The 24,504-nt window shown below is 63.5% G+C and carries 18 protein-coding genes and 1 other annotated feature; of the genes, 11 read left to right on the plus strand and 7 right to left on the minus strand.

What is annotated here, in order from left to right; genetic code table 11:
* Positions 1-3,633: VCBS domain-containing protein (locus tag ACRCYW_RS16325; RefSeq protein WP_438551093.1), on the plus strand; the 3,633-nt coding region annotated here is incomplete at its 5' end.
* Between the two features lie 102 nt (positions 3,634-3,735).
* Here ACRCYW_RS16325 and rnd read toward each other — a convergent pair.
* From rnd to ACRCYW_RS16360, 7 genes are all read right to left on the minus strand, one after another.
* Positions 3,736-4,848, minus strand: a complete 1,113-nt coding sequence (gene rnd / locus ACRCYW_RS16330; RefSeq protein WP_438551094.1) for a ribonuclease D — start codon at positions 4,846-4,848, stop codon at positions 3,736-3,738.
* A 105-nt stretch (positions 4,849-4,953) separates the two neighbouring features.
* A complete protein-coding gene (fadD, locus tag ACRCYW_RS16335; protein WP_438551095.1) occupies positions 4,954-6,630 on the minus strand; it encodes a long-chain-fatty-acid--CoA ligase FadD in 1,677 nt (558 codons plus the stop codon).
* A 197-nt stretch (positions 6,631-6,827) separates the two neighbouring features.
* The gene (locus ACRCYW_RS16340) at positions 6,828-7,682 is read right to left on the minus strand and encodes an alpha/beta fold hydrolase (protein WP_438551096.1); all 855 of its coding nucleotides are present in this window, start codon (positions 7,680-7,682) and stop codon (positions 6,828-6,830) included.
* Positions 7,682-8,203, minus strand: a complete 522-nt coding sequence (locus ACRCYW_RS16345) for a Slp family lipoprotein (RefSeq protein ID WP_438551097.1) — start codon at positions 8,201-8,203, stop codon at positions 7,682-7,684. The genes ACRCYW_RS16340 and ACRCYW_RS16345 overlap by 1 nt, the downstream gene beginning before the upstream one ends.
* Before the next feature lie 116 nt (positions 8,204-8,319).
* A complete protein-coding gene (tsaB, locus tag ACRCYW_RS16350; protein ID WP_438551098.1) occupies positions 8,320-9,033 on the minus strand; it encodes a tRNA (adenosine(37)-N6)-threonylcarbamoyltransferase complex dimerization subunit type 1 TsaB in 714 nt (237 codons plus the stop codon).
* Positions 9,034-9,203: 170 nt separating this feature from the next.
* The gene (locus ACRCYW_RS16355; RefSeq protein ID WP_438551099.1) at positions 9,204-11,111 is read right to left on the minus strand and encodes an ATP-dependent DNA helicase; all 1,908 of its coding nucleotides are present in this window, start codon (positions 11,109-11,111) and stop codon (positions 9,204-9,206) included.
* Between the two features lie 116 nt (positions 11,112-11,227).
* Positions 11,228-11,479: a hypothetical protein gene (locus ACRCYW_RS16360; RefSeq protein ID WP_438551100.1), complete on the minus strand. Its 252-nt coding sequence runs from the start codon at positions 11,477-11,479 to the stop codon at positions 11,228-11,230.
* Between the two features lie 186 nt (positions 11,480-11,665).
* Positions 11,666-11,794 (plus strand) — a sequence feature (His leader region).
* Between the two features lie 24 nt (positions 11,795-11,818).
* On the opposite strand from ACRCYW_RS16360, the gene hisG reads away from it, so the two are divergent.
* The 10 genes from hisG to hisIE all read left to right on the plus strand — a co-directional run bounded on the left by hisG (position 11,819) and on the right by hisIE (position 24,130).
* Positions 11,819-12,715, plus strand: a complete 897-nt coding sequence (gene hisG, locus ACRCYW_RS16365) for an ATP phosphoribosyltransferase (protein WP_438551101.1) — start codon at positions 11,819-11,821, stop codon at positions 12,713-12,715.
* A 10-nt stretch (positions 12,716-12,725) separates the two neighbouring features.
* Complete coding sequence (hisD, locus tag ACRCYW_RS16370; RefSeq protein WP_438551102.1) at positions 12,726-14,024, plus strand: histidinol dehydrogenase; 1,299 nt, start codon at positions 12,726-12,728, stop codon at positions 14,022-14,024.
* A gap of 94 nt (positions 14,025-14,118) precedes the next feature.
* Positions 14,119-15,222, plus strand: a complete 1,104-nt coding sequence (gene hisC, locus ACRCYW_RS16375; RefSeq protein ID WP_438551103.1) for a histidinol-phosphate transaminase — start codon at positions 14,119-14,121, stop codon at positions 15,220-15,222.
* Between the two features lie 11 nt (positions 15,223-15,233).
* Entirely contained in the window at positions 15,234-16,367 is a 1,134-nt protein-coding gene (gene hisB, locus ACRCYW_RS16380; RefSeq protein ID WP_438551104.1) for a bifunctional histidinol-phosphatase/imidazoleglycerol-phosphate dehydratase HisB, read from the plus strand.
* Complete coding sequence (gene hisH / locus ACRCYW_RS16385; RefSeq protein ID WP_438551105.1) at positions 16,367-16,999, plus strand: imidazole glycerol phosphate synthase subunit HisH; 633 nt, start codon at positions 16,367-16,369, stop codon at positions 16,997-16,999. Before hisB ends, hisH begins: the two co-directional genes overlap by 1 nt.
* A 15-nt stretch (positions 17,000-17,014) precedes the next feature.
* Entirely contained in the window at positions 17,015-17,764 is a 750-nt protein-coding gene (gene hisA / locus ACRCYW_RS16390) for a 1-(5-phosphoribosyl)-5-[(5-phosphoribosylamino)methylideneamino]imidazole-4-carboxamide isomerase (RefSeq protein ID WP_438551106.1), read from the plus strand.
* Positions 17,765-17,908: 144 nt separating this feature from the next.
* Positions 17,909-19,018, plus strand: a complete 1,110-nt coding sequence (locus ACRCYW_RS16395; protein ID WP_438551107.1) for a response regulator — start codon at positions 17,909-17,911, stop codon at positions 19,016-19,018.
* Positions 19,019-19,093: 75 nt separating this feature from the next.
* Positions 19,094-22,513 (plus strand): PAS domain S-box protein, encoded by a 3,420-nt coding sequence (locus tag ACRCYW_RS16400; protein ID WP_438551108.1) that lies wholly within the window; start codon positions 19,094-19,096, stop codon positions 22,511-22,513.
* A gap of 221 nt (positions 22,514-22,734) precedes the next feature.
* A complete protein-coding gene (gene hisF, locus ACRCYW_RS16405) occupies positions 22,735-23,508 on the plus strand; it encodes an imidazole glycerol phosphate synthase subunit HisF (RefSeq protein WP_438551109.1) in 774 nt (257 codons plus the stop codon).
* On the plus strand, positions 23,501-24,130 hold the full coding sequence (gene hisIE / locus ACRCYW_RS16410; protein ID WP_438551110.1) for a bifunctional phosphoribosyl-AMP cyclohydrolase/phosphoribosyl-ATP diphosphatase HisIE: 630 nt from the start codon (positions 23,501-23,503) through the stop codon (positions 24,128-24,130). Before hisF ends, hisIE begins: the two co-directional genes overlap by 8 nt.
* Positions 24,131-24,504 lie beyond the last annotated feature (374 nt).

Here is a 24,504-nt window from a genome sequence, read left to right on the forward strand (position 1 = left end):
CTCTACGGCAGCTTCAGCCTCGATGCCGCCGGGGCCTGGAGTTACAGCGCCAGCAGCGCCCACAATGAGTTCGCCGCCGGCATCACCTACACCGACAGCTTCGACGTGGTCTCCGCCGACGGCACCCACACCTCGGTCACCGTGAAGATCCTCGGCACCAACGACGCCGCCGTGCTCTCCACCGATGTGGTCAACCTGACCGAGACCAACACAACCGCCGATCTCTCGGCCAGCGGGACGCTCACCATCTCCGATGTCGACAGCCCGGCCAGCTTCGTTCCCCAGCTGGCCGCCGCCGGGCTCTACGGCAGCTTCAGCATCGACAGCGCCGGGGCCTGGAGCTACAGCGCCAGCAGCGCCCACGACGAGTTCGCCGCCGGTATCACCTACACCGACAGCTTCGACGTGGTCTCCGCCGACGGCACCCACACCTCGGTTACCGTGAAGATCCTCGGCACCAACGACGCAGCGGTGATCACCGGTACCAGTACCGCCAGCCTGACCGAAACCGATACGGCCCAGTCCATCGACGGTACCCTCAGCGCCAGCGATGTCGACGGCTCGGCCGCCTTCCTGGTGCAGACCAATGTGGCTGGCAACAACGGATATGGCAGCTTCAGCATCAATGCCGTCGGGGCCTGGACCTATCAGATGAACGGCCCCCACAACGAGTTTGTGGATGGTCAGCAGTACACAGACTCCATCACAGTGGCCACCGCCGACGGCACCACCCAGGTGCTGACGGTCACCATCACCGGCACCAACGATGCGGCGGTGATCACCGGTACCAGTACCGCCAGCCTGACCGAAACCGATGCGGCCCAGTCCATCGGCGGTACCCTCAGCGCCAGCGACGTCGACGGCTCGGCCACCTTCCTGGCACAGACCAATGTGGCTGGCAACAACGGCTACGGCAGCTTCAGCATCAATGCCGGCGGCGCCTGGATCTATCAGATGAACGGCCCCCACAACGAGTTTGTGGATGGTCAGCAGTACACTGATGCCATCACAGTGGCCACAGCTGACGGCACCACCCAGGTGCTGACGGCCACCATCACCGGTACCAATGACGCTCCGACACTCGGCGTCACCCAAGGTGGTACCACCACCTTTACCGAGTCGAGCGGCCCGGATACGCAGGCCAACGACGTGACGCTGCTGAGTGCGGCCAATATCGTCGACGTCGATAACATCCGGCCTCAGTCGGTTGCGGTGACCATCACCAACACCAAGGCCGGCGATCAACTGCTGTTCACCAACACCGCCGACATACAGGGCAGTGTCAGCAGCGTCGGTGGCAATGTCGTGCTGACGCTCACGGCGATCGCCGGTCACACCCCGACCGAGGCACAGTTCGAGGCGGCGTTGGCGACGGTGAAGTTCAACAACACCTCGGATACGCCGGATACCACCCAACGCAGCATCGCCTTCACCGTCACGGATCCGCTGGGCGCAATCGGCACGGCCGCGACCATAAGCCTGAATGTGGTGGCGGTCGCCGATGATGTCACCCCGCCCACCCTGAACAGCATCACGGCCACCAATCTCGCCAACCCGGCAGGATCCACGGCCACGGTGACCTTCACCTTCTCGGAAGCGGTCAACAATTTCACGCTGAGTGACATCCAGATCAACCAGCCGACCCGAGTCTCACTGTCCAATCTGCACGTCACCGCGAATCCCCTGGTCTGGGAGGCGACCGCCACCCGGGAAACGGCCAACGGCTCCTATGCACTGACCGTGGCCAGTGGCACCTTCACCGACCTGGCGAACAATGCCAACACCGCCTCCTACACCAGCGGAAATCTGGCACCGGCCGGCATTGCCGGAGAACCCATCAACCTGGCGCTGACCAGCCCTGTGGGTGCGCTCTCGGGTCCCGTCACCCTAACCCTCGGCGGCGTCCCCGCCGGCTGGACCTTCAGCGAAGGGATCAACAACGGCGACGGCAGCTGGACCATCCAGACTCGCGACCCTGCCTCACTGACCGTCACCACCCCGACCGACTTCGCCGGCGCCCTGGTGCTGGCCATCCACATGAGCTGGACCAACGTCGACGGCAGCCTGGGTCATGCCTACATCGCCGACAATATCGAGGCATATGCCCCCGGCTCCCCCATCTTCGCGCTCTCGCAGGATGACAACCTCAGCGGCTCGTCCGGCGCGGATCAGTTCGTGTTTGCCCAGCCCATCGGCAACAACGTCATCTATCACTTTGACGTGGCCGTCGACAGGCTCGATCTGATCGGTTTCGCCGGCGTGACCGGCATGGCGAATGTGCGGATCTCCAGCGATGCCGATGGCAATGCGTTGATCAGCATCGGCGAGGGACAGACGATCACGCTCAAGGGAGTCGATGCGGCGACGCTCGGCGCGGCGAATTTCGAGTTCGACGTCGATCCCGTGATGCACAACGCTGGCACCCTCAGCATCGGTGACGGCGCCATCATGCCCTTCGGCGGCAGCCTCATCAACGAGGGCACTATCACGCTTGAGGGGGATACCCAAGGCAGCAGCCTGGAGATCCTGTTCCGCGGCGCCAGCCTGAGCGGTGGCGGCCAGCTGCTGCTCTCCGACAGCGCGCAGAACCTGATCATCGGCGGCAGTGCCGACACCCTGTTGCACAACATCGACAACCGCATCTCTGGCGCGGGCCAGCTCGGTGGCGGGCAACTGATCCTGAACAACGCCGGCAGCATAGTCGCAGATGGCAGCCATGCCCTGCTGATCGACACCGGCCACGAACGTATCATCAACTCAGGCCTGTTGGCGGCCACGGGCAGTGGCGGCATGATCATCGCGAGCGCGATCGACAACGGCGGCCTGCTGTGGGCCGATGGCGGCAACCTGACATTGCAAGGGGATGCGGGAGGGAGTGGCAAGGTGCTGATCGGCGGGACGGCCATTCTGGAGTTCGGGGCGGCATCCAGCCTCGACACCGAGTTTGCCCAGGAGGGGGACGGCACCCTCAGGCTGGCGCAGACCGCCGCCTTCACCGGGACCATCTCCGGCCTCAACGAAGGGGATCGACTCGAGCTGGCCGACATGAGCACCACCCGGGTCAGCTACCTCAGCAACGCCACCGCGACCGGCGGTGTGCTGACCCTCAGCGATGGCGTCCACAGCAGCGAGATCCAGCTGCAGGGCACCTACAGCGCGGCGGGTTTCCAAGGCAGTCAGGAGATGGATTCAGGCACCACCATCAGCTACCACGCGGTGCTGGCGGATCAGTCGCTCCTCGGCAGCCAGGGGGATGACGGCCTGGTGGGGGGCGATGGCAATGACACTCTGAACGGGCTGGGGGGCAAGGATACCCTGGTCGGCGGAGCCGGTAGCGATACCTTCGTCTTCCAGCAGGATGGCGGCTTCGACACCATCAGAGACTTCAACGGCGCCGATCTGGCGCAGGGCGGGGATGTGCTGGATCTGAGGGATCTGTTCCAAGATGTAGCCGGGGGCGATCTGTTGAGCTATCTCGACTCACGGGAGGAGAATGGCAACACCATCCTCAGTCTGGACAGGGACGGGGCGGCTGGGGGAGCCGGCTTCCAGGATGTGATCATGCTGCAAGGGGTCACCAACCTGCATCTCGACCAGTTGCAGCAACAGGGCAACCTGCTGACCCACGGATAAGGCGCGGCGAAAAGGCACCTCCCCCATGAAATGACAAGCCCCGGCTGCATCGCAACCGGGGCTTTTTCAGTGAAGCCTCAGCACCAGGTCAGACTCACGATGCTATTGGGCCAGCAGGTGACCCACCAGCTCATGGCGCCAGCCCTGCAGCAGCATGGGTTTGTCGGCGCGGGCGCGCTCCTCGTCATTCATGCGCCAGCTCCAGGTGAAGTACTGGTGGATGATCTTCTTGCTCGCCACCAGCTCAGGGGGGATGTTGCTGGCCTTGGCCTTCTCCTCCACCATGCCTTTGATGCGTTTGAGCTCGGCCTTGTACTGGGGGTAATCCACCAGTCGGCGAATGGGCTCGGGCCAGCTTTCCGGCGCGCTCTGCTGGGCACTGGCGACGATATCCAGCATCCGCTTGCCGTGGATCTTGATCTCGATGGGGGCCAGCCCCAGCTCGTTGAGGTCGCGCAGGGAGGTGGGCTTGCGCTCCGCCACCTTGAACAGGTGCAGCTCCTTGACCACGAAGTTCAGGGCCAGATCCCGGCGCACCGCCTCCTGCTGGCGCCAGGCGGCCAGCTCCCGCAGGATGGCGAGCTCACGGCGCCCCAGTTGCCAGGCGTTGATGATCTCGAGATAGGCCTGACGGGGATCGCTGCCCTGGGTCTTGCGGGCGCAGTGGTTCTGGCACTCCTGCTCGAACCAGGCCTGCTTGCCACTCTCCTGCAACCTGGCCATAACCTTGTCGTAGAGCGGCAACAGATAGAACACATCGGCCGCCGCGTACTCCAGCTGGCGGGCGGTCAGCGGGCGGGCCAGCCAGTCGGTACGCGCCTGATCCTTTTCAAGCTCCACCCCGAGGAACTCTTTCACCAGGGCGCCGAAACCCACTGAGACGCCGTGCCCGAGGAAGGCGGCGGCCAGCTGGGTGTCGTGCATCAGGTTCGGCAGATGGCCTGCCTGATGCTGGATGAGCTCCAGATCCTCGCCGGAGGCGTGCAGTATGGCCACCTGCCCCGCCCGGCCGAGGCGCTGCCAGAGGCCGGAGAGATCCAGTGTCAGAGGATCCAGCAGGGCCAGCTGGTGACCGTCATAGATCTGGAACAGACCGAGCTGGGGGTAATAGGTACGGGTGCGAACGAATTCGGTATCGATGGCCAGGGGAACGTCCGCCAGGGCGGCGAGATACTGCTCCAGTTCGGCTTGCTGTGAAATGAGTTGATATTGCATCTTTACCTGCACCTTGGTCGGAGATAAGGGTCGAAGTTCGGAGCCCCAAAAAAGAAAAAACCGTGGGCTGACCCACGGTTTTGCACGACATCAGCTGTCTGCCCGCTACTGCTTCGCAATCTCCTCGTCGCGCAACACGCGGCGCAGGATCTTGCCCACATTGGTCTTGGGAAGTTCGTCACGAAATTCTACCAGTTTCGGTACCTTATAGGCAGTCAGATGTTTGCGGCAGTGGGCAATAATCTCATCCTCCCGCAGGCTTGCATCTTTCTTGACCACGAAGATCTTCACCAGTTCGCCGGAGACCTTGTGGGGCACCCCCACGGCGGCCACTTCCAGCACTTTGGGATGCAGGGCCACCACGTCTTCGATCTCGTTCGGATAGACGTTGAAGCCGGAGACCAGGATCATGTCCTTCTTGCGATCCACGATCTTGAAGAAGCCCTGCTCGTCGCACACGGCGATGTCGCCGGTGCAGAGCCAGCCATCCTGCATCACCTCGGCGGTGGCTTCCGGACGCTGCCAGTAGCCGGTCATCACCTGGGGACCGCGCACCTGCATCTCCCCCGGCTTGCCGAGCTCGGTGATCACCTGACCGGCGTCATCCACCAGACGGATGTCGGTGGAGCAGACCGGCAGGCCGATGGAGCCGTTATAGTCCACCAGATCGTAGGGACAGACGCTCACCAGGGGGGAGCACTCGGTCAGGCCATAGCCTTCCAGCAGCGGAGTCTTGGTCAGCGCCTTCCACTGCTCGGCCACCGCCCGCTGCACCGCCATGCCGCCGCCTATGGTGAGCTTGAGGCGGGAGAAGTCCATGGTCTGGAACTCCCCGTTGTTGACCAGGGCGTTGAACAGGGTGTTGACCCCTGTGATGCAGGTGAAGGGGTACTTCTTGATCTCTTTCACGAAACCCGGGATGTCACGGGGGTTGCTGATGAGCAGGTTGTAGCCGCCGAGGCGCATGAACAGCAGGCAGTTCACCGTCAGGGCGAACACGTGGTAGAGCGGCAGCGCGGTGACCACGAACTCCTTGCCACGCTCCAGCACGGGGCCATAGACGCCGAGGCACTGCTCGACGTTGGCAATCATGTTGCGATGGGTCAGCATGGCCCCCTTGGAGAGACCCGTGGTGCCCCCCGTGTATTGCAGGAAGGCGATGTCCTGATTGCCGATCTCCGGCTTGATGTATTGCAGGTAGCGCCCCTTGGCGAGCGCCTGGCGCATGGTGCTCGCGTGGGGCAGGTTGTATTTGGGTACCAGCTTCTTGACGTACTTCACCACGAAGTTGACCAGGGTACCCTTGGCCAGCCCCAGGTTGTCCCCCATCCGGGTCAAGATCACGTGCTTGACCGGGGTGTTGTAGACCACCTTCTCCAGGGTGTGGGCGAAGTTGGAGACGATGATGATGGCCTTGGCGCCTGAGTCGTTGAGCTGATGATCCAGCTCCCGCGGGGTATAGAGGGGGTTGACGTTCACCACCGTCATGCCGGCGCGCAGTATGCCGAACACGGCGATGGGGTACTGGAGCAGGTTCGGCATCATCACCGCCACCCGATCACCCTTGGCGAGCTTGAGCTCGTTTTGCAGATAGGCGGCAAAGGCGCGGGACTGCTCTTCCAGCCGGCGATAGGTGATGGTCTGCCCCATGTTGACGAAGGCGGGCTGATCGGCGAACTGGGTCACCGACTCTTCAAACATCTCGACCAGAGAGCCGTATTGGTCTGGATTGATCTCGGCGGGGACCCCGTTCGGATAACGTTTCAGCCAGACTTTTTCCACGAACTTCTCCTGCATAACTCGCACCTGTGCGCTCACTGTGTTGCCTCCGTCCCTGTTCCACATCTTTTCAATCAGTTGTTTTAAGCTTGAGCTCTAGCGTCGCCATAGTTACACAAGGCAACATCGATTAACAGCACATTAACAACGAGAAAGTGTGAGGGAGAAAGCAAACCTGAAAGGATTCAAAGCCGCCGATCCTAACGGATCTGGCAGAAATTTTCGATACAAACGGCGGTTTGCGCTGAATTATCCATATGAAAGTGATGATTTCCCGCTACAACCGCCATTTCTATCTGCCTGAAGGCCCCTGAACGCTGTTGCCACTGAACCTGCAGAGAGGCAAATCCCTGTTCGCCCCGGATAAAGAGCACGGGGCACAAGATGGCACGGATCAGCGCCTGGGCCTGTCCCTCGCTCATGCGCAGGGGTGAGAGATCCCGCAGGCGCGGGTCGCTGCGCCAGTGCCAGCGCCTCTCCCTCACCACGAGCTGCTGCTCGCAGATGAGGCGCGCAGCATCCAGCGAGATATCCGCCACCTTGCAGCGGGCCGCCACAGCTTCGTCGAGAGAGGCAAAGCCCGCCGATGCCCGCTCCCGGGTACGGCTGCGATTGAGGATTGCCCGTCGCAACTGATCCGGCACCGATTCATCGGGTTGGCTGAGGGGCCCCAGCCCCTCCAGCAGGATGAGCCGGCTCACCTGTTCCGGGAAGACACCGGCATAGGCGCAGGCGATCAGCGCCCCGAGGGAGTGGCCGAGCAGGATAAACGGCGGCCAACCGGCCGCCTGAGCAATCTGGTGGAGATCGTCGAGCCAGTCGACGAACACATAGGGAGTGACTTTGTGATCCGAATGACCATGCCCGGGCAGGTCGACACAGATGAGGTGAAACCCGTCGAGGTGGGGGGCAAGGGGCAGGAAGCTAGCGGCATTGTCGAGCCAGCCGTGCAGGGCGATGAGCAGGGGTTTGCCCCGCCGGCCGTTATCCAACAGGGCAATCCGGCGGCCATCCGCCAGGGTGAGGCTGCGCGCTTGCAGCGGCGCCTGGCTCATCACCAGTAACGGTGGAACGGCCGTCTCGGCCAGTAGGGATCATAGAAGGGGTCGTAGAAGTAGGGATCCGCGTAGCGGATCTCCACCTCTTTCACCGGCGGCCACAGCTTGCTGGCGGTCACCTTGAGCACGGAGAAACGGTACTTGTGCTTGCCGATCTCGCTCTCCTCCGGTGCCTCCAGGGTGCCGAGCACCGTCAGGCTGCGGCCCTTGGCATAGAGGCCGGGATCCGCGAAGCCCTTCATGATGGCGAGGAAACGCCCCGGGCTCTGTTCGGTCTGGATCGGTACCCCGTTGCTCTTCAGCGGCAGGTAGACCACTTCTATGATGCTCTGATCCTGCTCGTTGTGCACCGCGGCGATGACCCCGCTCCAGCGGGCCGGCTTGCCGTTCATCCCCTGCAGGGCGGGCTGATAGGCCACCAGTGCGCTCTCGGGTTCATAGGCCAGCTCCTTGGGCACCGAGCTGCAACCGCTGAGCAGCAGCCCCATCAGGCCCAGCACTATCATGCGTTTCATCATTCGCTCTCCTCATGCCGGGCCATGCCCGTGATCGACCATCATATCCCCGAGCCTGCGCCGCCGGATCACCCCGGATGGCGTGCTCCCTCGACCATGGGCCCGCCCTTCCCTTTCAGTTATTCGCGGCCGGGCAGTTTCTTCCAGGTCACCTTGTCCCGCAGGTAGACGGGGGTCGCCTGCTCCACCGCGACTGCCTCTCCCGCCAGCCAGGCCTTGCGGGCCAGTGGCAGCATGTCGAGGGCCGCCGGGAAGCGCACCTGCTGGCTCAAGGTTTGCGTCTGGGCCAGGGTCCCAAGAGCCTCGCCATAGGTTTCAAAGCCGGTACCGACCGCAGACCAGTTGCCAGCGAGGGGGCCTTCTGCGGTCAGTTCACCGACAAGCGCCAGGGGCTCGCTCACCACCTCTTCCCCCACCAGCGCCATGCAGTCACCCTGTAGATCAAAGCGACCGAAGTAAACCTCGTTCATGCGCGCATCGATGGCGCTGAGCACCTTGTCCGCCCCCTCCAGCCGATGGACTCCCTGGGCCATGGCCGCCAGGGTGGAGACGCCGATGAGCGGCACCCCGGCACCAAAGGCCAGCCCCTGGGCCACGCTGATCCCGATCCGCACCCCGGTGAAGGAGCCGGGGCCCCGACCGAAGGCGATGGCGTCGAGCTGGTCCAACGATAAACCGGCATCCTCTAACACAGCCTGAACCATGGGCAGGATTTTGCGGGTGTGATCCCGCGGCGTCTCTTCCCAGCGGGAGAACACCTTGTCCCCCACCAGCAGGGCGGCGGAGCAGGCTTCGGTGGCGGTATCAACGGCCAGGATCTTCAACTCATCCATTCTTTATATGCTCTTCACATCAGTCAGTTAAGTCATCGGCAGGTCTCACCTGCCCTAATCATATCCGGCAAGGCGCCAGGGCACCTTGCTGCAATCTGGCAAGCTGCCCCTGACAGCTTGTTACCCCGGCCTTCTGCCCCAAGTCTGAGCCCAGAGCCGAAGCTTGTGAGTCAGCCGCGTCGAAAGAACTCCCCCACCCCGTTCAGATCACGGGTGCGCGGGATCGCGGGCAGGCTCTTGATAAAGGTGGCGCCGTAGGGCTTGTTGACCATGCGCGGATCACAGATGACCAGCACGCCGTGATCGGTGCGATCACGGATGAGTCGCCCCACCCCCTGCTTCAAGGCGATCACCGCCTTGGGCAGCTGGATATCGGCGAAGGGGTCCCCGCCCTTCAACTTGCAGTCGTCGACCCGCGCCTTGAGCAGGGGGTCGTCCGGGCTCGCGAACGGCAGCTTGTCGATGATAACACAGGACAATGCGGCCCCTCGCACGTCTATCCCCTCCCAGAAGCTGCTGGTCGCCACCAGTACGGCGCGACCGTTGTCGACGAAGGACTTGAGCAGCCGCTGCTTGCTGTCCTCTCCCTGCAACAGGACGGTGCGGCCAATCTCCCGGCGTAGCACCTCCGCCACCTGGCGCATCACCTGATGGCTGGTGCAGAGGAAGAAACAGCCCCCCGGGGTCTTGTTGATGAGCGGGATCATCAAGGTTGCGAGCTGCTCCCCCCGCCCGAAGGCATTGGGCTCGGGCAGGAAACGCGGCACGCACAGGCGTGCCTGCTCGCCGTAGTCGAACGGGCTGTCGAGGATGAGTTCGGCGCTGCCGGCGAGCCCCAGCTCGGTCTTGAAGTGCTCGAAACGCATATCCACCGTCAGGGTCGCCGAGGTGAACACCCAGGCCACCTCGGGGCGCAGCACCTCGGCGCCGAAGCGCTCGGCCACCGACAGCGGCGTGAGGCTCAGGGTAAAGTGCAGCCGCGAGCACTCATACCAGTAGGAGAAACCGCTCTGGTTGACGGCAAGCACCTCGCCCAAGCGGGTACGCAACTCGCTGATCCGCTCGAAGCAGTGATCCAGCTGCTCGCCCCGCCCGAGGGCGAGTTTCAGCACCTCGTAGCACAAGCCCAGCGCATCGTTGAGCCGCGCCAGCGCCTGGGCCCAGAGCGGTGAGCGCAGCATGTCGCGGGTGTTGCCACGGCCCCCGTCCACCCCGAAGGCGAGACGCAGATCCGCAGCAGCGATGCCGAGCCTGTCCGCCGCCTTGCCAAGCTGGGCCATGTCGTGGGCCTCGGCCCGATAGGCGAGTTGGATGTCCTGGGCGAGATCCTGAATGGCGCGGCTCCCCACCGACTTGCCAAAGTAGTTGGTGGCTATCTCCGGCAACTGGTGCGCCTCGTCGAACACATAGACCTGGGCCTCCGGCACCAGTTCGCCGAATCCCGTGTCTTTCACCGCCATGTCGGCGAAGAAGAGGTGATGATTGATCACCACCACCTGAGCATCCATGGCCCGGCGGCGAGCCACCACCAGGTGGCAGTCGTCGTAATAGGGGCAGTCACGACCGAGACAGTTGTCGTTGGTGCTGGTGATCTGGGGCAGGATCTCGGCGTTCTCCTGCAGCCCCGGGATATCCCCCACATCGCCGGTCAGGGTGGCGGTGGACCAGGACTTCACCTTGACCAGATCGTTCAGTACGTCCGGTTTTTGCAGGTGGGATTCGCTCAGCAGCCGGTTCATCCGCTCGATGCACAGATAGTTGCTGCGCCCCTTGAGCAGGGCCACCGGCGGGGTATAGGAGAGCGCCGCCGTGATGGTGGGCAGATCTCGGTAGAAGAGCTGCTCCTGCAGGTTCTTGGAGCCGGTGCTGATCACCACCCGCTTGCCGGACTCCAGTGCCGGCACCAGATAGGCGTACGTCTTGCCGGTCCCCGTTCCCGCCTCCACCAGCAGACGACCGCCACTCTCGATGGCGCTGGCCACGGCTTGCGCCATCTCCAGCTGGGACGCACGGGCCTTGAAGCCATCGATGTGACGGGCAAGAGGGCCGTCAGGCTTGAACAGGGTCTGTATGGTCAAAGGGGAGTCCCGCGCAAAAGCGGGTATTATGCCAAACTTGGGGGCAAAGCGGGATCGCTAAATCTTGCTCCGCCGCCGGTGCGCACCAACCGGGGCCAGCCATGGGCATGAGAGGGTCAGACGAAGATATCAATCTTGTGCTCGGGATCGGGCCTGTGATCGTCACCCTTGGGGGCGTTCTGATCACGGCTACCCTGCGGATGAGGGGCCTGCTCCGAGCCACTGCCGCCCCCGGCCCCACCATCGGCACTGGTCTTGCGCAACTTGTGCTTCTGGCTGATCTGGGTCACCTCCCGCTTGATATCGTCCGGGCTAGGCGCTGCGGGGGCGCGCGGCAAGATGGGGAATAACAGGTCCTGGCTTGGCATGGGGACGACTCCGGCTGGGCTGATTGATTAGATATCGACCAAACAATCGTTTTCTTGATTTTAATCCATCAAGCCACATTCTCGGGTTGCAATTTCCGTCAAGGTCGGTAATGTAAATCGGGCGTCATCTACGACATCTTTTCTGTAAAGGATTCATTACATGAAGTTCAGCCAACTGAAGACTCATCACCACCATCATCATCCCGAATAGTCTTTCAGGAGGTTGACTGCTGGAAGACACTTAACTGGTGACTTCCAAAAGGACCGCAAGATTCATAAACCCTCGGAAGCACACACTTCCGAGGGTTTTTTCGTTTTTGACTAGAAGGAAATCGAGCAATGGAAACACAACGTCTGCGTATCGCCATGCAGAAATCCGGTCGTCTGAGCCAGGACTCCCAGGCCCTGTTCAAGAGCTGCGGCCTCAAGATCAACCTGCGTGAACAGCGCCTTATCGCCCACGTGGAGAACATGCCCATCGACATACTGCGGGTGCGCGATGACGATATCCCGGGTCTGGTGATGGAAGGGGTGGTCGACCTTGGCATCATCGGCGAGAACGTGCTGGAAGAAGTGCAGCTCATCCGCGCCGCCCAGGGTCAGCCCTCAGCGGTCAAGGTGCTCAAGCAGCTCGATTTCGGGGGCTGCCGCCTCTCCCTTGCCGTGCCCGATGACGTGGACTATCAGGGCCCGGCGAGCCTGGCCGGCAAGCGCATCGCCACCTCCTACCCGGGCCTGCTCAAGCGCTTCTTTGACGAGCAGGGGTTAAGCTTCAAGAACGTGATGCTGGGGGGCTCGGTGGAAGTGGCGCCGCGCGCCGGGCTGGCGGATGCCATCTGCGATCTCGTCTCCACCGGCGCGACTCTGGAGGCAAACGGCCTTCGGGAAGTGGAAGTGATCTACCGCTCCAAGGCGGTGCTGGTGCAGGCCCCCAACCCCTTGAACGAGGCCAAGCAGAAGATCATCGACAAGCTGCTGCCCCGCATCCAGGGCATGCAACAGGCCCGCGAGAGCAAGTACATCATGCTGCACGCCCCCAAAGACAAGCTCGATGCCATCACCTCCCTGCTGCCGGGAGCCGAGCGTCCCACCATCATGCAGCTGGCCGGCGACACCAACCAGGTGGCCCTGCACGTGGTCTCCAGCGAAACCCTGTTTTGGGAGACCATGGAACAGCTCAAGGCCCTGGGGGCCAGCTCCATCCTGGTGCTGCCCATCGAGAAGATGATGGAGTGAGGACGGATATATGCAGACCCTGATCTGGAAGACCCTCTCCCCCGCCCAGCAGGCCGATGTGCTGACCCGGCCCGCCCTGGACGACGAGGCGGATATCGGTGCCGTGGTGCAGGAAATCATCGGTGCGGTGCGGGCCCGCGGTGACGAGGCCCTGCGCGAGCTCGCCCAACGCTTCGAGCGCGTCCCCCGCGAGCAGTTGCGGGTGAGCGAGGCCGAGACGGACGCAGCCTGTGCACGCCTCGGTGATGACATCAAAGAAGCTATCAAGGCCGCGATCAACAACATCAGTACCTTCCACAACGCACAGGTGCAGCCGATTGTGCGGGTGGAGACCCAGCCCGGCGTTGTCTGTGAGCTGCGTACCCAGCCCATCAGCCGGGTCGGTCTCTATGTGCCGGGGGGCAGCGCGCCGCTCCCCTCCACCGTCATGATGCTGGCGATCCCCGCACGCCTGGCCGGTTGCCGTGAGGTGGTGCTCTGCACCCCGTCCCCCGCCAGCGACGAGATCCTGTTCGCCGCCCGCGCCTGCGGAGTCAAGCAGGTGTTTGCCATCGGCGGCGCCCAGTCCATCGCCGCCATGGCCTATGGCACCGAGTCCATCCCCAAGGTGGACAAGATCTTCGGCCCGGGCAACGCCTATGTGACCGAGGCCAAGGGTCAGGTCTCCCGGGACTGGCGCGGCGCCGCCATCGACATGCCGGCCGGCCCCTCCGAGGTGCTGGTCATCGCCGACGACAGCGCCAACCCCGCCTTCGTGGCATCGGATCTGCTCTCCCAGGCCGAGCACGGCCCGGACAGCCAGGTGGTGCTGGTCACCACCTCGCCTAGCCTGGCCGACGCCATCAGCGGCGAGCTCAAGGCGCAGCTGGCCCGGCTCAGCCGCCGCAACATCGCCGCCAAGGCGCTCGGCGCCAGCCTGGTGATCCTGTGCGATGACTTGGACGAGGCCTGCGCCATCTCCAACGCCTACGCCCCCGAGCACCTCATCGTGCAGACCGAGGCGCCGCGGGATCTCCTCGATAAGCTCGAGAACGCTGGCTCCATCTTCCTCGGCCAATGGACGCCAGAGTCGGTGGGGGATTACGCCAGCGGCACCAACCACACCCTGCCCACCTACGGCTATGCCCGCACCTGCTCTAGCCTGGGACTCGCCGATTACCAACGCCGCTACACGGTGCAGGAACTGAGCGCGGAAGGGATCAAGGGGCTCGGCCCCATTGTCGAGCGCATCGCCGAGGCCGAGGGGCTCGATGCCCACAAGAACGCCGTTACCCTGAGGCTGAAGGCACTGCAACAGGGGCAGTCATGAAGATGACAACCCCAGCGGGCCTCGATGCCCGCCCAAACAACGCCGTTACCCTGAGACTGAACGCCTTGTCCAACAAGCAGCAGAAGGATTTGTCATGAGCATCGCCAATCTGGCTCGCCGCGTGGTGCGGGCCCTCACCCCTTATCAGTCTGCCCGCCGCATCGGTGGCAAGGGCCACGTCTGGCTCAACGCCAACGAGGCACCGCTGGCCTATCCCTTCACCATCGAGGGCAACCGCCTCAACCGCTACCCCGAGTGCCAGCCGGCCGAGGTGGTCAACGGCTACGCCGCCTATGCGGGGGTCAACCCGGATCAGGTGCTGGTGAGCCGGGGCGCCGACGAGGCCATCGAGCTGCTCATCCGTACCTTCTGCGAGGCCGGGGAGGATCAGATCCTCATCTGCCCCCCCACCTACGGCATGTACGCCATCAGCGCCGAGACCTGCGGCGTCGGCATCGTCGAGCAGCCGCTGACCCCGAGCCGTCAGCCGGACTGGCCCGCCATCCAGGATCGCCTCTCTGATGTGAAACTGGTGTTCCTCTGCTCCCCCAACAACCCGACCGGGGATCTGGTGGGGCGCAAGGGGCTCATCAAGCTGCTGGAGAAGGCCCAGGATCGCGCCATCATCGTCGTGGATGAGGCCTATATCGAGTTCTGCCCGGAAGGCTCTGTGGTGGACTTGCTCGCCCGCTTCCCGAACCTGGTGGTGACCCGCACCCTCTCCAAGGCCTTCGCACTGGCCGGGATCCGCTGCGGCTTCACCCTGGGGGATCCGGAGGTCATCGCCATGCTGGCCAAGGTGATCGCCCCCTACCCCATTCCCGACCCCATCGCCCAGATAGCGAGCCAGGCGCTCTCCCCCATCGGGCTGGAGCTGATGCAGGAGCGGGTATTGGAGCTCAACAAGCAAAAAGCCCTCATCAAGGCCGAACTTGTCACCCTTCCCTGCGTACAGGAGATCTTCGAGGACAAGGGCAACTTCGTGCTGGTGCGCTTCAAAGATGGCGCCGCCGTCTTCGCCGCCATGAAGGCCGCCGGCATCATACTGCGGGACTTCTCCAGCAAGCCGGGGCTCGACAACAGCATCCGCATCACCATCGGCTATCAGGGGGAGATGGATGCCGTGATCAACGTGCTGCGCACCCTGCCGGGCGCCGCCAGCCTGACCGCCAGCAACCAGCCCGCCGCCAGCCTATAAGGACATCACAGATGAAGACCCCGTTTTTGTTTATCGACCGCGACGGCACCCTGATCGAGGAGCCGGTGACCGACAAGCAGGTGGACAGCCTCGCCAAGCTGCGCTTCGAGCCCATGGTGATCCCGGTATTGCGGGAACTCCAGGCAGCCGGCTACGTGCTGGTGATGGTGACCAACCAGGATGGGCTCGGTACCGCCAGCCTTCCCCTTGAGAACTTCCAGCCTCCCCACGATCTGATGATGCACCTGTTCGAATCCCAGGGTGTGCACTGGGAGCAGGTACTGATCTGCCCCCACTTCCCGGGCGACGGCTGCAGCTGCCGCAAGCCACACCTCGGGTTGGTGAAGGAGTACCTGGCCTCGGGTCGCATTGACTTTGCCAACTCCTTCGTCATCGGTGACCGTGAGACCGACCTGCAGCTCGCCGAGAACATGGGCATTCGCGGCATCCGCTATCAGCCAAAAGATCACGACTGGCTCGCCATCCGTGATCAGCTGCTCTCCAAGGGGCGCATCGCCGAGGTGGAGCGCTACACCAAGGAGACCCGCATCCAGGTCGCGGTGGATCTCGACAAGAGCGGCGGCAACCAGATAGTCACCGGCATCGGCTTCTTCGATCACATGCTGGATCAGATCGCGACCCACGCCGGTTTCAGGTTGAAGCTGAAAGTCAGCGGTGATCTGCACATCGACGATCACCACACGGTGGAAGACGTCGGTCTGGCCCTGGGTCAGGCCCTGCGCCAGGCACTCGGTGACAAGCGCGGCATCGGCCGCTTCGGCTTCGTGCTGGCCATGGACGAGGTACAGGCGGTGATCGACGGCCGTCCGCGCCAGAGCGAACCGACGCCTCCCCTCACCGAGCTGGACGTGGCCACGGCGCTGGACTTGAGCGGTCGCCCCTACTTCGTGTTCGACTGCCCGAGCGGCTTTGGCCGCGACAGCGTGGGGGAGATGGCCACCGAGATGGTGCCCCACTTCTTCCGCTCACTCTCGGACGCCATGGCCATCACCCTGCAGATGAAGGTCGGCAGCGGCAACACCCACCACCAGGTGGAGGCCCTGTTCAAGGGCTTCGGCCGCGCCCTGCGCCAGGCCATCCGGGTGGAAGGGAGCGAGCTGCCCTCCAGCAAGGGGGTGCTGTGATGGACCTGAGCTCTCAGAAACTGGTGATCATCGATACCGGCTGCGCCAATCTGGCCTCGGTGCGGATGGCGTTCGAGCGCCTCGGCGTGCAGCCGCGGGTGAGTCGAGATGCCGCCGATATCGAGCGGGCCGACAAGCTGATCCTGCCGGGCGTCGGCACCGCCGTCGCCGCCATGCGCAACCTCAACGAACGGGGTCTGGTGCCGCTCATTCGCTCCGCCAAACAGCCCCTGCTGGGCTTTTGCCTCGGCATGCAGATGCTGGCCGAGGCCTCCGAGGAGACCATGACGGGCGAGGATGGCAACAGCGGCGCGCTGATCGAGGGCCTTGGCATAGTCCCCGGCAAGATCCGCTTGATGGAGGTGGGCAATCTGCGCCTGCCCCACATGGGCTGGAATCAGATAGTGCACGACGAGACGCACCCGCTGCTCAAGGGTATTCCGAGCGGCAGCTACTTCTACTTCGTTCACTCCTACGCCCTGGAGGTGACGGATGCGACCCTGGCGACCTGCGATTACGGCAGCCCCTTCACCGCCATCGTGGGGAAAGGCAACTTCTTCGGCGCCCAATTCCACCCGGAGCGCTCCGGCAGCGCCGGCGCCCGCCTGCTGCAAAACTTTCTGGACTTATAAGGCAAGGAACTGCGAATGATTATCCCGGCAATTGATCTCATTAACGGTCAGGTAGTGCGCCTCTATCAGGGGGACTACGGCCAGAAGACAGCCTACAGCGACGCGCCCCAGGCCCGCTTCGATGACTATGTGACCCAAGGGGCGCAGCAACTGCACCTGGTGGATCTGGACGGCGCCAAGGATGCCAAGGCGCGCCAGCTCCCCCTCATCACCCGACTGCTCGCCGCCACCGGTGCGCCAGTGCAGGTGGGTGGCGGAGTGCGCAGCGAACAAGATGTGGCAGACTTGCTGGCCGCCGGTGCCAACCGGGTGGTGATCGGCTCCACCGCCGTCAAGTCCCCGGATCTGGTGGCGAGCTGGATGGAGAAATACGGCCCGGAGCGCATCGTGCTGGCGCTGGACGTGAACATAGACAGCGACGGCAAGCGCCAGATCGCGGTGGCGGGCTGGCAGGAGAAAAGCGGGGTGACCATAGAGGCGCTGATCGAGCGCTTCCTCCCCGCCGGCCTCAGGCACGTGCTCTGCACCGACATCAGCCGGGACGGGACCCTCGCGGGCAGCAACGTCGAGCTCTACCGGGATCTCTGCGCCCGCTTCCCCACCGTGGCCTTCCAGGCCTCTGGCGGCATCGGTGGCCTTGAGGACATCGAGGCTCTGAAGGGATCCGGAGTGCAGGGGATCATCCTCGGCCGCGCGCTGCTGGAGGGCAAGTTCGATGTGGCGGGCGCCATCGCCTGCTGGGCCGACGGGTCTCTCACCCGCTGATCCCCCGACCGTGGATCGAAACGGCTGTGTGAGCCCGCTTTTTACGGGCTCCATACTGGCGCATCGTCGAGTCTGAGCCATCATTTATCCTTTAGTAACAATCGACTCTATACTCGACTGACCCCTTTGCGTCATGGAGGCGCCATGTTCACAGCCCAAGCCGCCACCATCCTGATCGTCGACGATGCTCCCGAGAATCTGATGGTACTGACGGATCTGCTCACCCCTGTCTATCGCGTGCTGGCCGCCCAGGGGGGCGAGAAGTGCCTGCGCGTCGCCACCGGCACCCCCAGACCGGATCTCATTCTGCTGGATGTGATGATGCCGGACATGGATGGCTACGAGGTGCTGCGCCGGTTGCAATCCAATCCGCTCACCAGCAACATCCCGGTAGTGCTGCTCACCGCCCTCTCCGATCCCCGCAGCGAGGCGCAGGGGCTGGCCCTCGGCGCCACCGACTACATCACCAAGCCCATCAACCCCGCCATCGTCCAGGCCAGGGTGCGTACCCAGCTGGAGGCCAAACAGGCGAGGGACGGGTTGCAGAGCCAGAACGCGCTGCTGGAGGCCGAGGTGTCGCGGCGCATGGCGGAGAACGATCTGATCCAGCAGGCCTCCATCCGCGCCCTCGCCCATCTGGCGGAGATCCGGGATCCCGAGACCGGCAACCACATACTGCGCACCCAGCTCTATGTGCGGCAGCTCGCCATCGGCCTCGCGGGCCACCCCCGTTTCACCGACACCCTGACCCCCACCTATATCGAGCTGCTGAGCCGCTCGGCTCCGCTGCACGACATCGGCAAGGTGGGGATCCCGGATCAGATCCTGCTCAAGCCGGGCAAGCTGACGCCGGAGGAGTGGCCCGTCATGCGCACCCACGCCAAGCTCGGCAGCGACGCCATCGAGGAGGCGGAGCGGGACATAGAGCAACCGCTGGCCTTCCTCACCCTGGCCAAGGAGATAGCGCACTGGCACCACGAGAAGTGGGATGGCAGCGGCTATCCCGACGGGCTGAACGGCGACGATATCCCCATATCGGCCCGGCTGATGGCGCTGGCCGATGTGTTCGATGCCCTCATCACCGCCCGGGTCTACAAGCCCCCCATGCCCTACCAGCAGGCGCGAAGCCTCATCCTAGCGGGCAGCGGGCTGCACTTCGATCCGGACGTGGTGGCCGTCTTCGACGCCCATTTCGAGCAGTTCATCGCCATCGCCGAACGCTACCGGGACGATCACGAGGTGCCCCATGACTAGGTTCCCCCTGCTCACCCAGGCCCAACACCCGATCCCCCGCCCCAGGTATCCCCTGTCGCCCGAGGAGCGTCCCGCATGAAATGGATTTTCCCCCTGAGCCGGCATCAATGGATGGGTGCCTGCCTGCTGGCCCTGCTGATGCCCCTGTTCGTGCTGCTGATCCGGCTTCAGCTGCCCATCCCCGTCGAGGAGCGGCCGCTGCTGGTGCTGTTCATGCTGCCCATCATCGTCTGCGCCCTGCTGGGGGGGCTGCTGCCCGGCCTCATCAGCACCCTCTGCGTGGCCCTGATAACCGCCTATTTCATCCTGTCGCCGCGCTACGCGTTCTCCATCGCCTCCGGTCAGGATCAGGTGCAGTGGGGGCTGCTCGTCGCCAACGGGGTCCTGATCACCCTGCTAAGCGCGGCCATGCACCGCTCCCGCATCAGGGAGAGCCTGCGCTGGCAGGAGCTGCTGAGCACCCAGTCCCGCTTGCGGCAGAGCGAGGATCGCTTCCAGGCCACCTTCGAGCAGGCGGCCGTCGGCATCGCCCTAGTCGCGCCCGACGGCAAATGGCTGCGGGTCAATCAGCGGCTGTGCGACATGGTGGACTACAGCGCCGAGGAGCTGATGGAGATGACCTTCCAGCAGATCACCCACCCGGACGATCTGTACATCGATCAGAGCTACGTGGATCAGGTGCTGGCCGGTGAGCGCCAGCACTATGCCCTGGAAAAGCGTTACCTGCGCAAGGGGGGCGAGGCTTTCTGGATCACCCTGACGACGACCCTGGTCAAGGATCCACAGGGGCAACCGGACTACTTCATCTCCATCATCGAGGACAACCAGCAACGCAAGGAGACCGAAGCCGCCCTGCGCCGCAACGAGGTGATCCTGCGCGAGTCCCAGCGGCTGGCCAAGATCGGCAACTGGCGCTGGCACATCCTCCAGGATACCCACTACTGGTCCCCGGAGATCTTCCGCATCTACGGCCGGGATCCCTCGCTCCCCCCCGCCGTCTACCCCGAAGTGCAGAGCTACTTCACCGAGGAATCCTGGCACACCCTGAGCCAAGCCGTGGATCGCTGCCTGCAGGATGGGGCCCCCTATGAATGCGATGCCCAGGTTATCACCCCCAGTGGAGAGTTCGCCTGGATCATCGCCCGCGGTGCCACCCTGCGGGACGAAAATGGCACCATAGTGGAGCTGTACGGCACGGTGCAGGACATCACGGAGCGCAAGCAGGCCGAGCAACAGTTGCGGCAGTTGTCCCTGGCCCTGGAGCAGAGCCCGGACGGCATCTTCATCACCAACACGGAGTCGCGCATCGAATACGTCAACGCCGCCTTCCTGGCCGCCAGCGGCTATACGGAGGAGGAGGTGCTGTGGCAGACCCCCCAGCTGTTCGACTCCGGCCTCACCCCGCCGGGTACCCACGTCGCCCTGCAGGATGCCCTCAAGCGGGGCCAGCGTTGGCACGGGGAGTTCATCAACCAGCGCAAGGATGGCAGTCACTATCAGGTGATGGCCTCCGTCACCCCCATCCGCCAGGAGTACAATCGGGTGACCCACTTCGTGACGGTACAGGCGGACATCACAGAGAAGAAGCAGCTCGGGGAGGAGCTGGATCAGTACCGTTTCCACCTGGAGGAGATGGTCAGCGAACGCACCCAGCAGCTGGCCCAGGCCCATCAGCGCGCGGAGAGCGCCAACCAGGCCAAGAGCGCCTTCCTGGCCAACATGAGCCACGAGATCCGCACCCCCATGAATGCCATCCTGGGGCTCACCTACCTGCTCAAGCGGGATGCCAAAGAGGCCGGCCAGCACGAGCGGCTGGAGAAGATAGACAACGCGGCCCAGCACCTGCTCACCCTGATCAACGACATCCTGGATCTCTCCAAGATCGATGCGGGCAAGATGGTGCTGGAGTGCCATGACTTCTCCCTCGTCGCCATGCTGGACAACGTCTGCGCCCTGATGGACGAGCAGGCCAGCGCCAAGGGACTTAACATCCGGGTCGATCTCGGCGGCACCCCGGTCTGGCTCAACGGCGACATCACCCGCCTGCGCCAGGCCTTGCTCAACTACGCCGGCAACGCCATCAAGTTTACCGAGACCGGCACCATCACCCTGCGGGTACGGATGCTGCGCAAGCTGATCAGCGGCTATCAGCTGCGCTTCGAGGTGGAAGACAGTGGCATCGGCATCACGGCGGCCCAGCGCGAGCGACTGTTCCAGGCCTTCGAGCAGGCCGATGTCTCCACCACCCGCAAATACGGCGGTACCGGGCTCGGGCTCGCCATCACCAGCCGGCTGGCCAAGCTGATGGGGGGCGAGGTCGGGGTCGACAGCACCCCTGGCAAGGGCAGCTGCTTCTGGTTCACCGCTCAGCTCGCCCCGGGCAAGAGCATCCCCCTGCAGCCAGTGCTGCCGAACCAGCCCAAGCCGCCGTTCTTCTCCCCCCACCCGGCCCGTCTGCTGCTGGTGGAAGACAACGCCATCAACCGGGAGGTGATCACCGAGCTGCTCACCGACAGCGGTCTCACCATAGAGACCGCGGTCAACGGGCTGGAGGCGCTGGACAAGATCCGTCACCAGTCGTTCGATCTCATCCTGATGGACATACAGATGCCGCTGATGGATGGCTACAGCGCTACCCGCGCCATCCGCGCCCTGCCCGATCAGGATCAGGTGCCCATACTGGCGCTCACCGCCAGCGCGTTCGAGGAAGACCGAAAGGCCTGCGAGGCCGCCGGCATGAACGATTTCATCACCAAGCCCGTCACCCCGGCCAGGCTGTTCGAGGCGCTGCGGCAATGGTTGCCGACGGGCGTCCCCGCCACCTCATCCCCCCGGCCGGCCGAGCGTTGGTGCGCCCCCCTCGCCCGCCTGCAGGAGATGCCGGGCTGGGATCTGGCACAGGGCCTGGCGGCGCTGCAAGGAGATCAGCAGAAGTACCTCAGGCTGCTGCGCTTCTTCGCGGCCCAGCATCGCGGAGACACGGAGCGCCTGGCGGAGTGCCTGGCGCAGGGAGACCGTCCCTGCGCCATCGGCCTGGCCCATGGCCTTCGCGGCGCCGCATCTACTCTGGGGCTGACCAGCCTCGCCGAGCATGGGTTGCAACTGGAGCAGGCCCTGCGGGCACAGGAAGAGGATCTGCTGACCGCCCTGATCGCCGGCATCGGCCGGGATCTCGCCGAGCTGGAGATCCGGCTGGGGACCGAGGATGAACAGCCTGACCCTCTTGCCCCGCTGCCGAGCAGCCACTGGCAGCAGCAGTTGCTGCGCCAGCTGGAGGCCCTGTTGGCCCAGAGCGACACCGCCGCCATCACTCTGTTCGATCAGCACGCCGGCGCCCTGCTCACCGGCCTTGGCGAACAGGGCACCCTGCTGGCCCAGCAGTTGAAGGGGTTCGACTTCGACGGTGCCCTGCTCACCATCAGGGGCCTGAAGCAGACGGAGGACAGCCTGCTGGCCTTCCATTCGGAAGGAACCGGTGCCATGACCCGTCATTGAGTAAAAACCCGAGAGGAATAGCGGAGAAAGGGTTGGATTGGCCCGCGCTGTCGTGCTTATAGTGTGGGCTCTCCCGCCTCGGCCGATGCCGGCATCCTTGCCAGTGCGCAAAATGCGGCCAGCGGTTGCGCCATGCCAACCCGCTTCATCCAGGATCGCGAGAATGCCGGCATCGTCTGGCTGAATCGATTGTTAACCGTGCTTTACATGGAGCAACGAGCATGTTGTCAAAGCGTATTATCCCCTGTCTCGACGTCAAAGACGGCGTGGTGGTCAAGGGAGTGCAGTTTCGAAATCACGAGGTGATGGGGGGAATAGTCGAGCTGGCCCGCCGCTACGCCGAGGAAGGGGCCGACGAGCTGGTGTTCTATGACATCACCGCCTCCAGCGACGCCCGTGTGGTGGACAAGAGCTGGGTGAGCCGGGTGGCGGAAGTCATCGACATTCCGTTCTGCGTCGCCGGAGGTATCAAGAGCGTGGAGGATGCGCGCCAGATCCTGGAATTTGGCGCCGACAAGGTCTCCATCAACTCCCCTGCCCTGGCGGATCCCCGCCTTATCACCGCCCTGGCAGAGCGCTTCGGCGTGCAGTGCGTGGTGGTGGGTATCGACTCCTACTTCGACGCCGCGACGGGCCAGTATCAGGTCAAGCAGTTTACCGGTGACGAGAGCCGCACCCGCACCACCGCCTGGACCACCCTCGAGTGGGTCGAGGAGGTACAGAAACGGGGCGCGGGCGAGATAGTGCTGAACGTGATGAACCAGGACGGCATGCGCCAGGGCTATGATCTCGAGCAGCTCAAGCTGGTGCGGGCCCGCTGCCAGGTGCCGCTCATCGCCTCGGGCGGTGCCGGCACCATGGCCCACTTCCTCGATGCCTTCACCCAGGCCGACGTGGACGGGGCCCTGGCCGCCTCCGTGTTCCACAAGGGCATCATCCCCATTCCCGAATTGAAACGCTGGCTGAAAAACGAAGGAGTCGCCATCCGTGATTAATCCATCCATAGATACTCCCCTCATCGAGCGCCTGGATTGGGCAAAATGTGACGGCATGATCCCCGCCATCGTCCAGCACGCCGCGAGCGGCCAGGTGCTGATGCAGGGTTTCATGACCAAGGAAGCTCTGGAGAAGACTCAGGCCACCGGCCAGGTCACCTTCTTCAGCCGCAGCAAGCAGCGACTCTGGACCAAGGGGGAAAGCTCTGGGCATGTGCTGAAACTCGTCGCCATCAGCACCGACTGCGATCAGGATTCCCTGCTGATCGCCGCCGATCCCATCGGCCCCACCTGCCATCTGGGTACCGTCTCCTGCTTCGACGGCCACCCTGTGCCACCGCTCGGTTTCCTCGCCGAGCTCGAGCAGATCCTGGCCGGGCGCAAGGGCGCGGATCCCGCCACCAGCTACACCGCCAGCCTCTATGGCAAGGGCACCAAGCGCATCGCCCAGAAGGTAGGTGAAGAGGGAGTGGAAGTAGCGCTGGCCGCCATGGCCAAGGATCGCGAAGAGCTCATCAACGAGTCCGCAGATCTCCTCTACCACCTCACCGTGCTGCTGCAAAACGAGGGACTGGGTCTCAAGGACGTGGTACAGCGACTCTATGAGCGTCACAACAAATAACACGCAATGACATAAACAACGGGCCTGATGGCCCGTTTTCTATGAGTTTTATTCTGCCATCAAGGCTTGGGAAACAACGCTTCGTCTGCCTATATCATCGCAGCCAGCTCAGTTTGACATGGCATTCCAGATACTCATTATCTGGTTTTAATTTGGCTATGTGGGCGATGAGATGATGCAATAAGGTTTCTCAATATTTATCAAAACAAGGTTACCAACTTTCGCTTGTTAAGGGTTAGTTAAGTATCAGTGTGCGATACTGTTTTGCATCTGGCCATGTTCGACTGTTCACCCAACTCGAATATATTATTGGCTAGAAAATCAGAGATAGCAAATCTAAGATGACAAGCATACGTATTAAAACTGTATGTTTG

It is taken from the genome of Aeromonas sp., assembly GCF_051657805.1.
Lineage (GTDB): Bacteria > Pseudomonadota > Gammaproteobacteria > Enterobacterales > Aeromonadaceae > Aeromonas.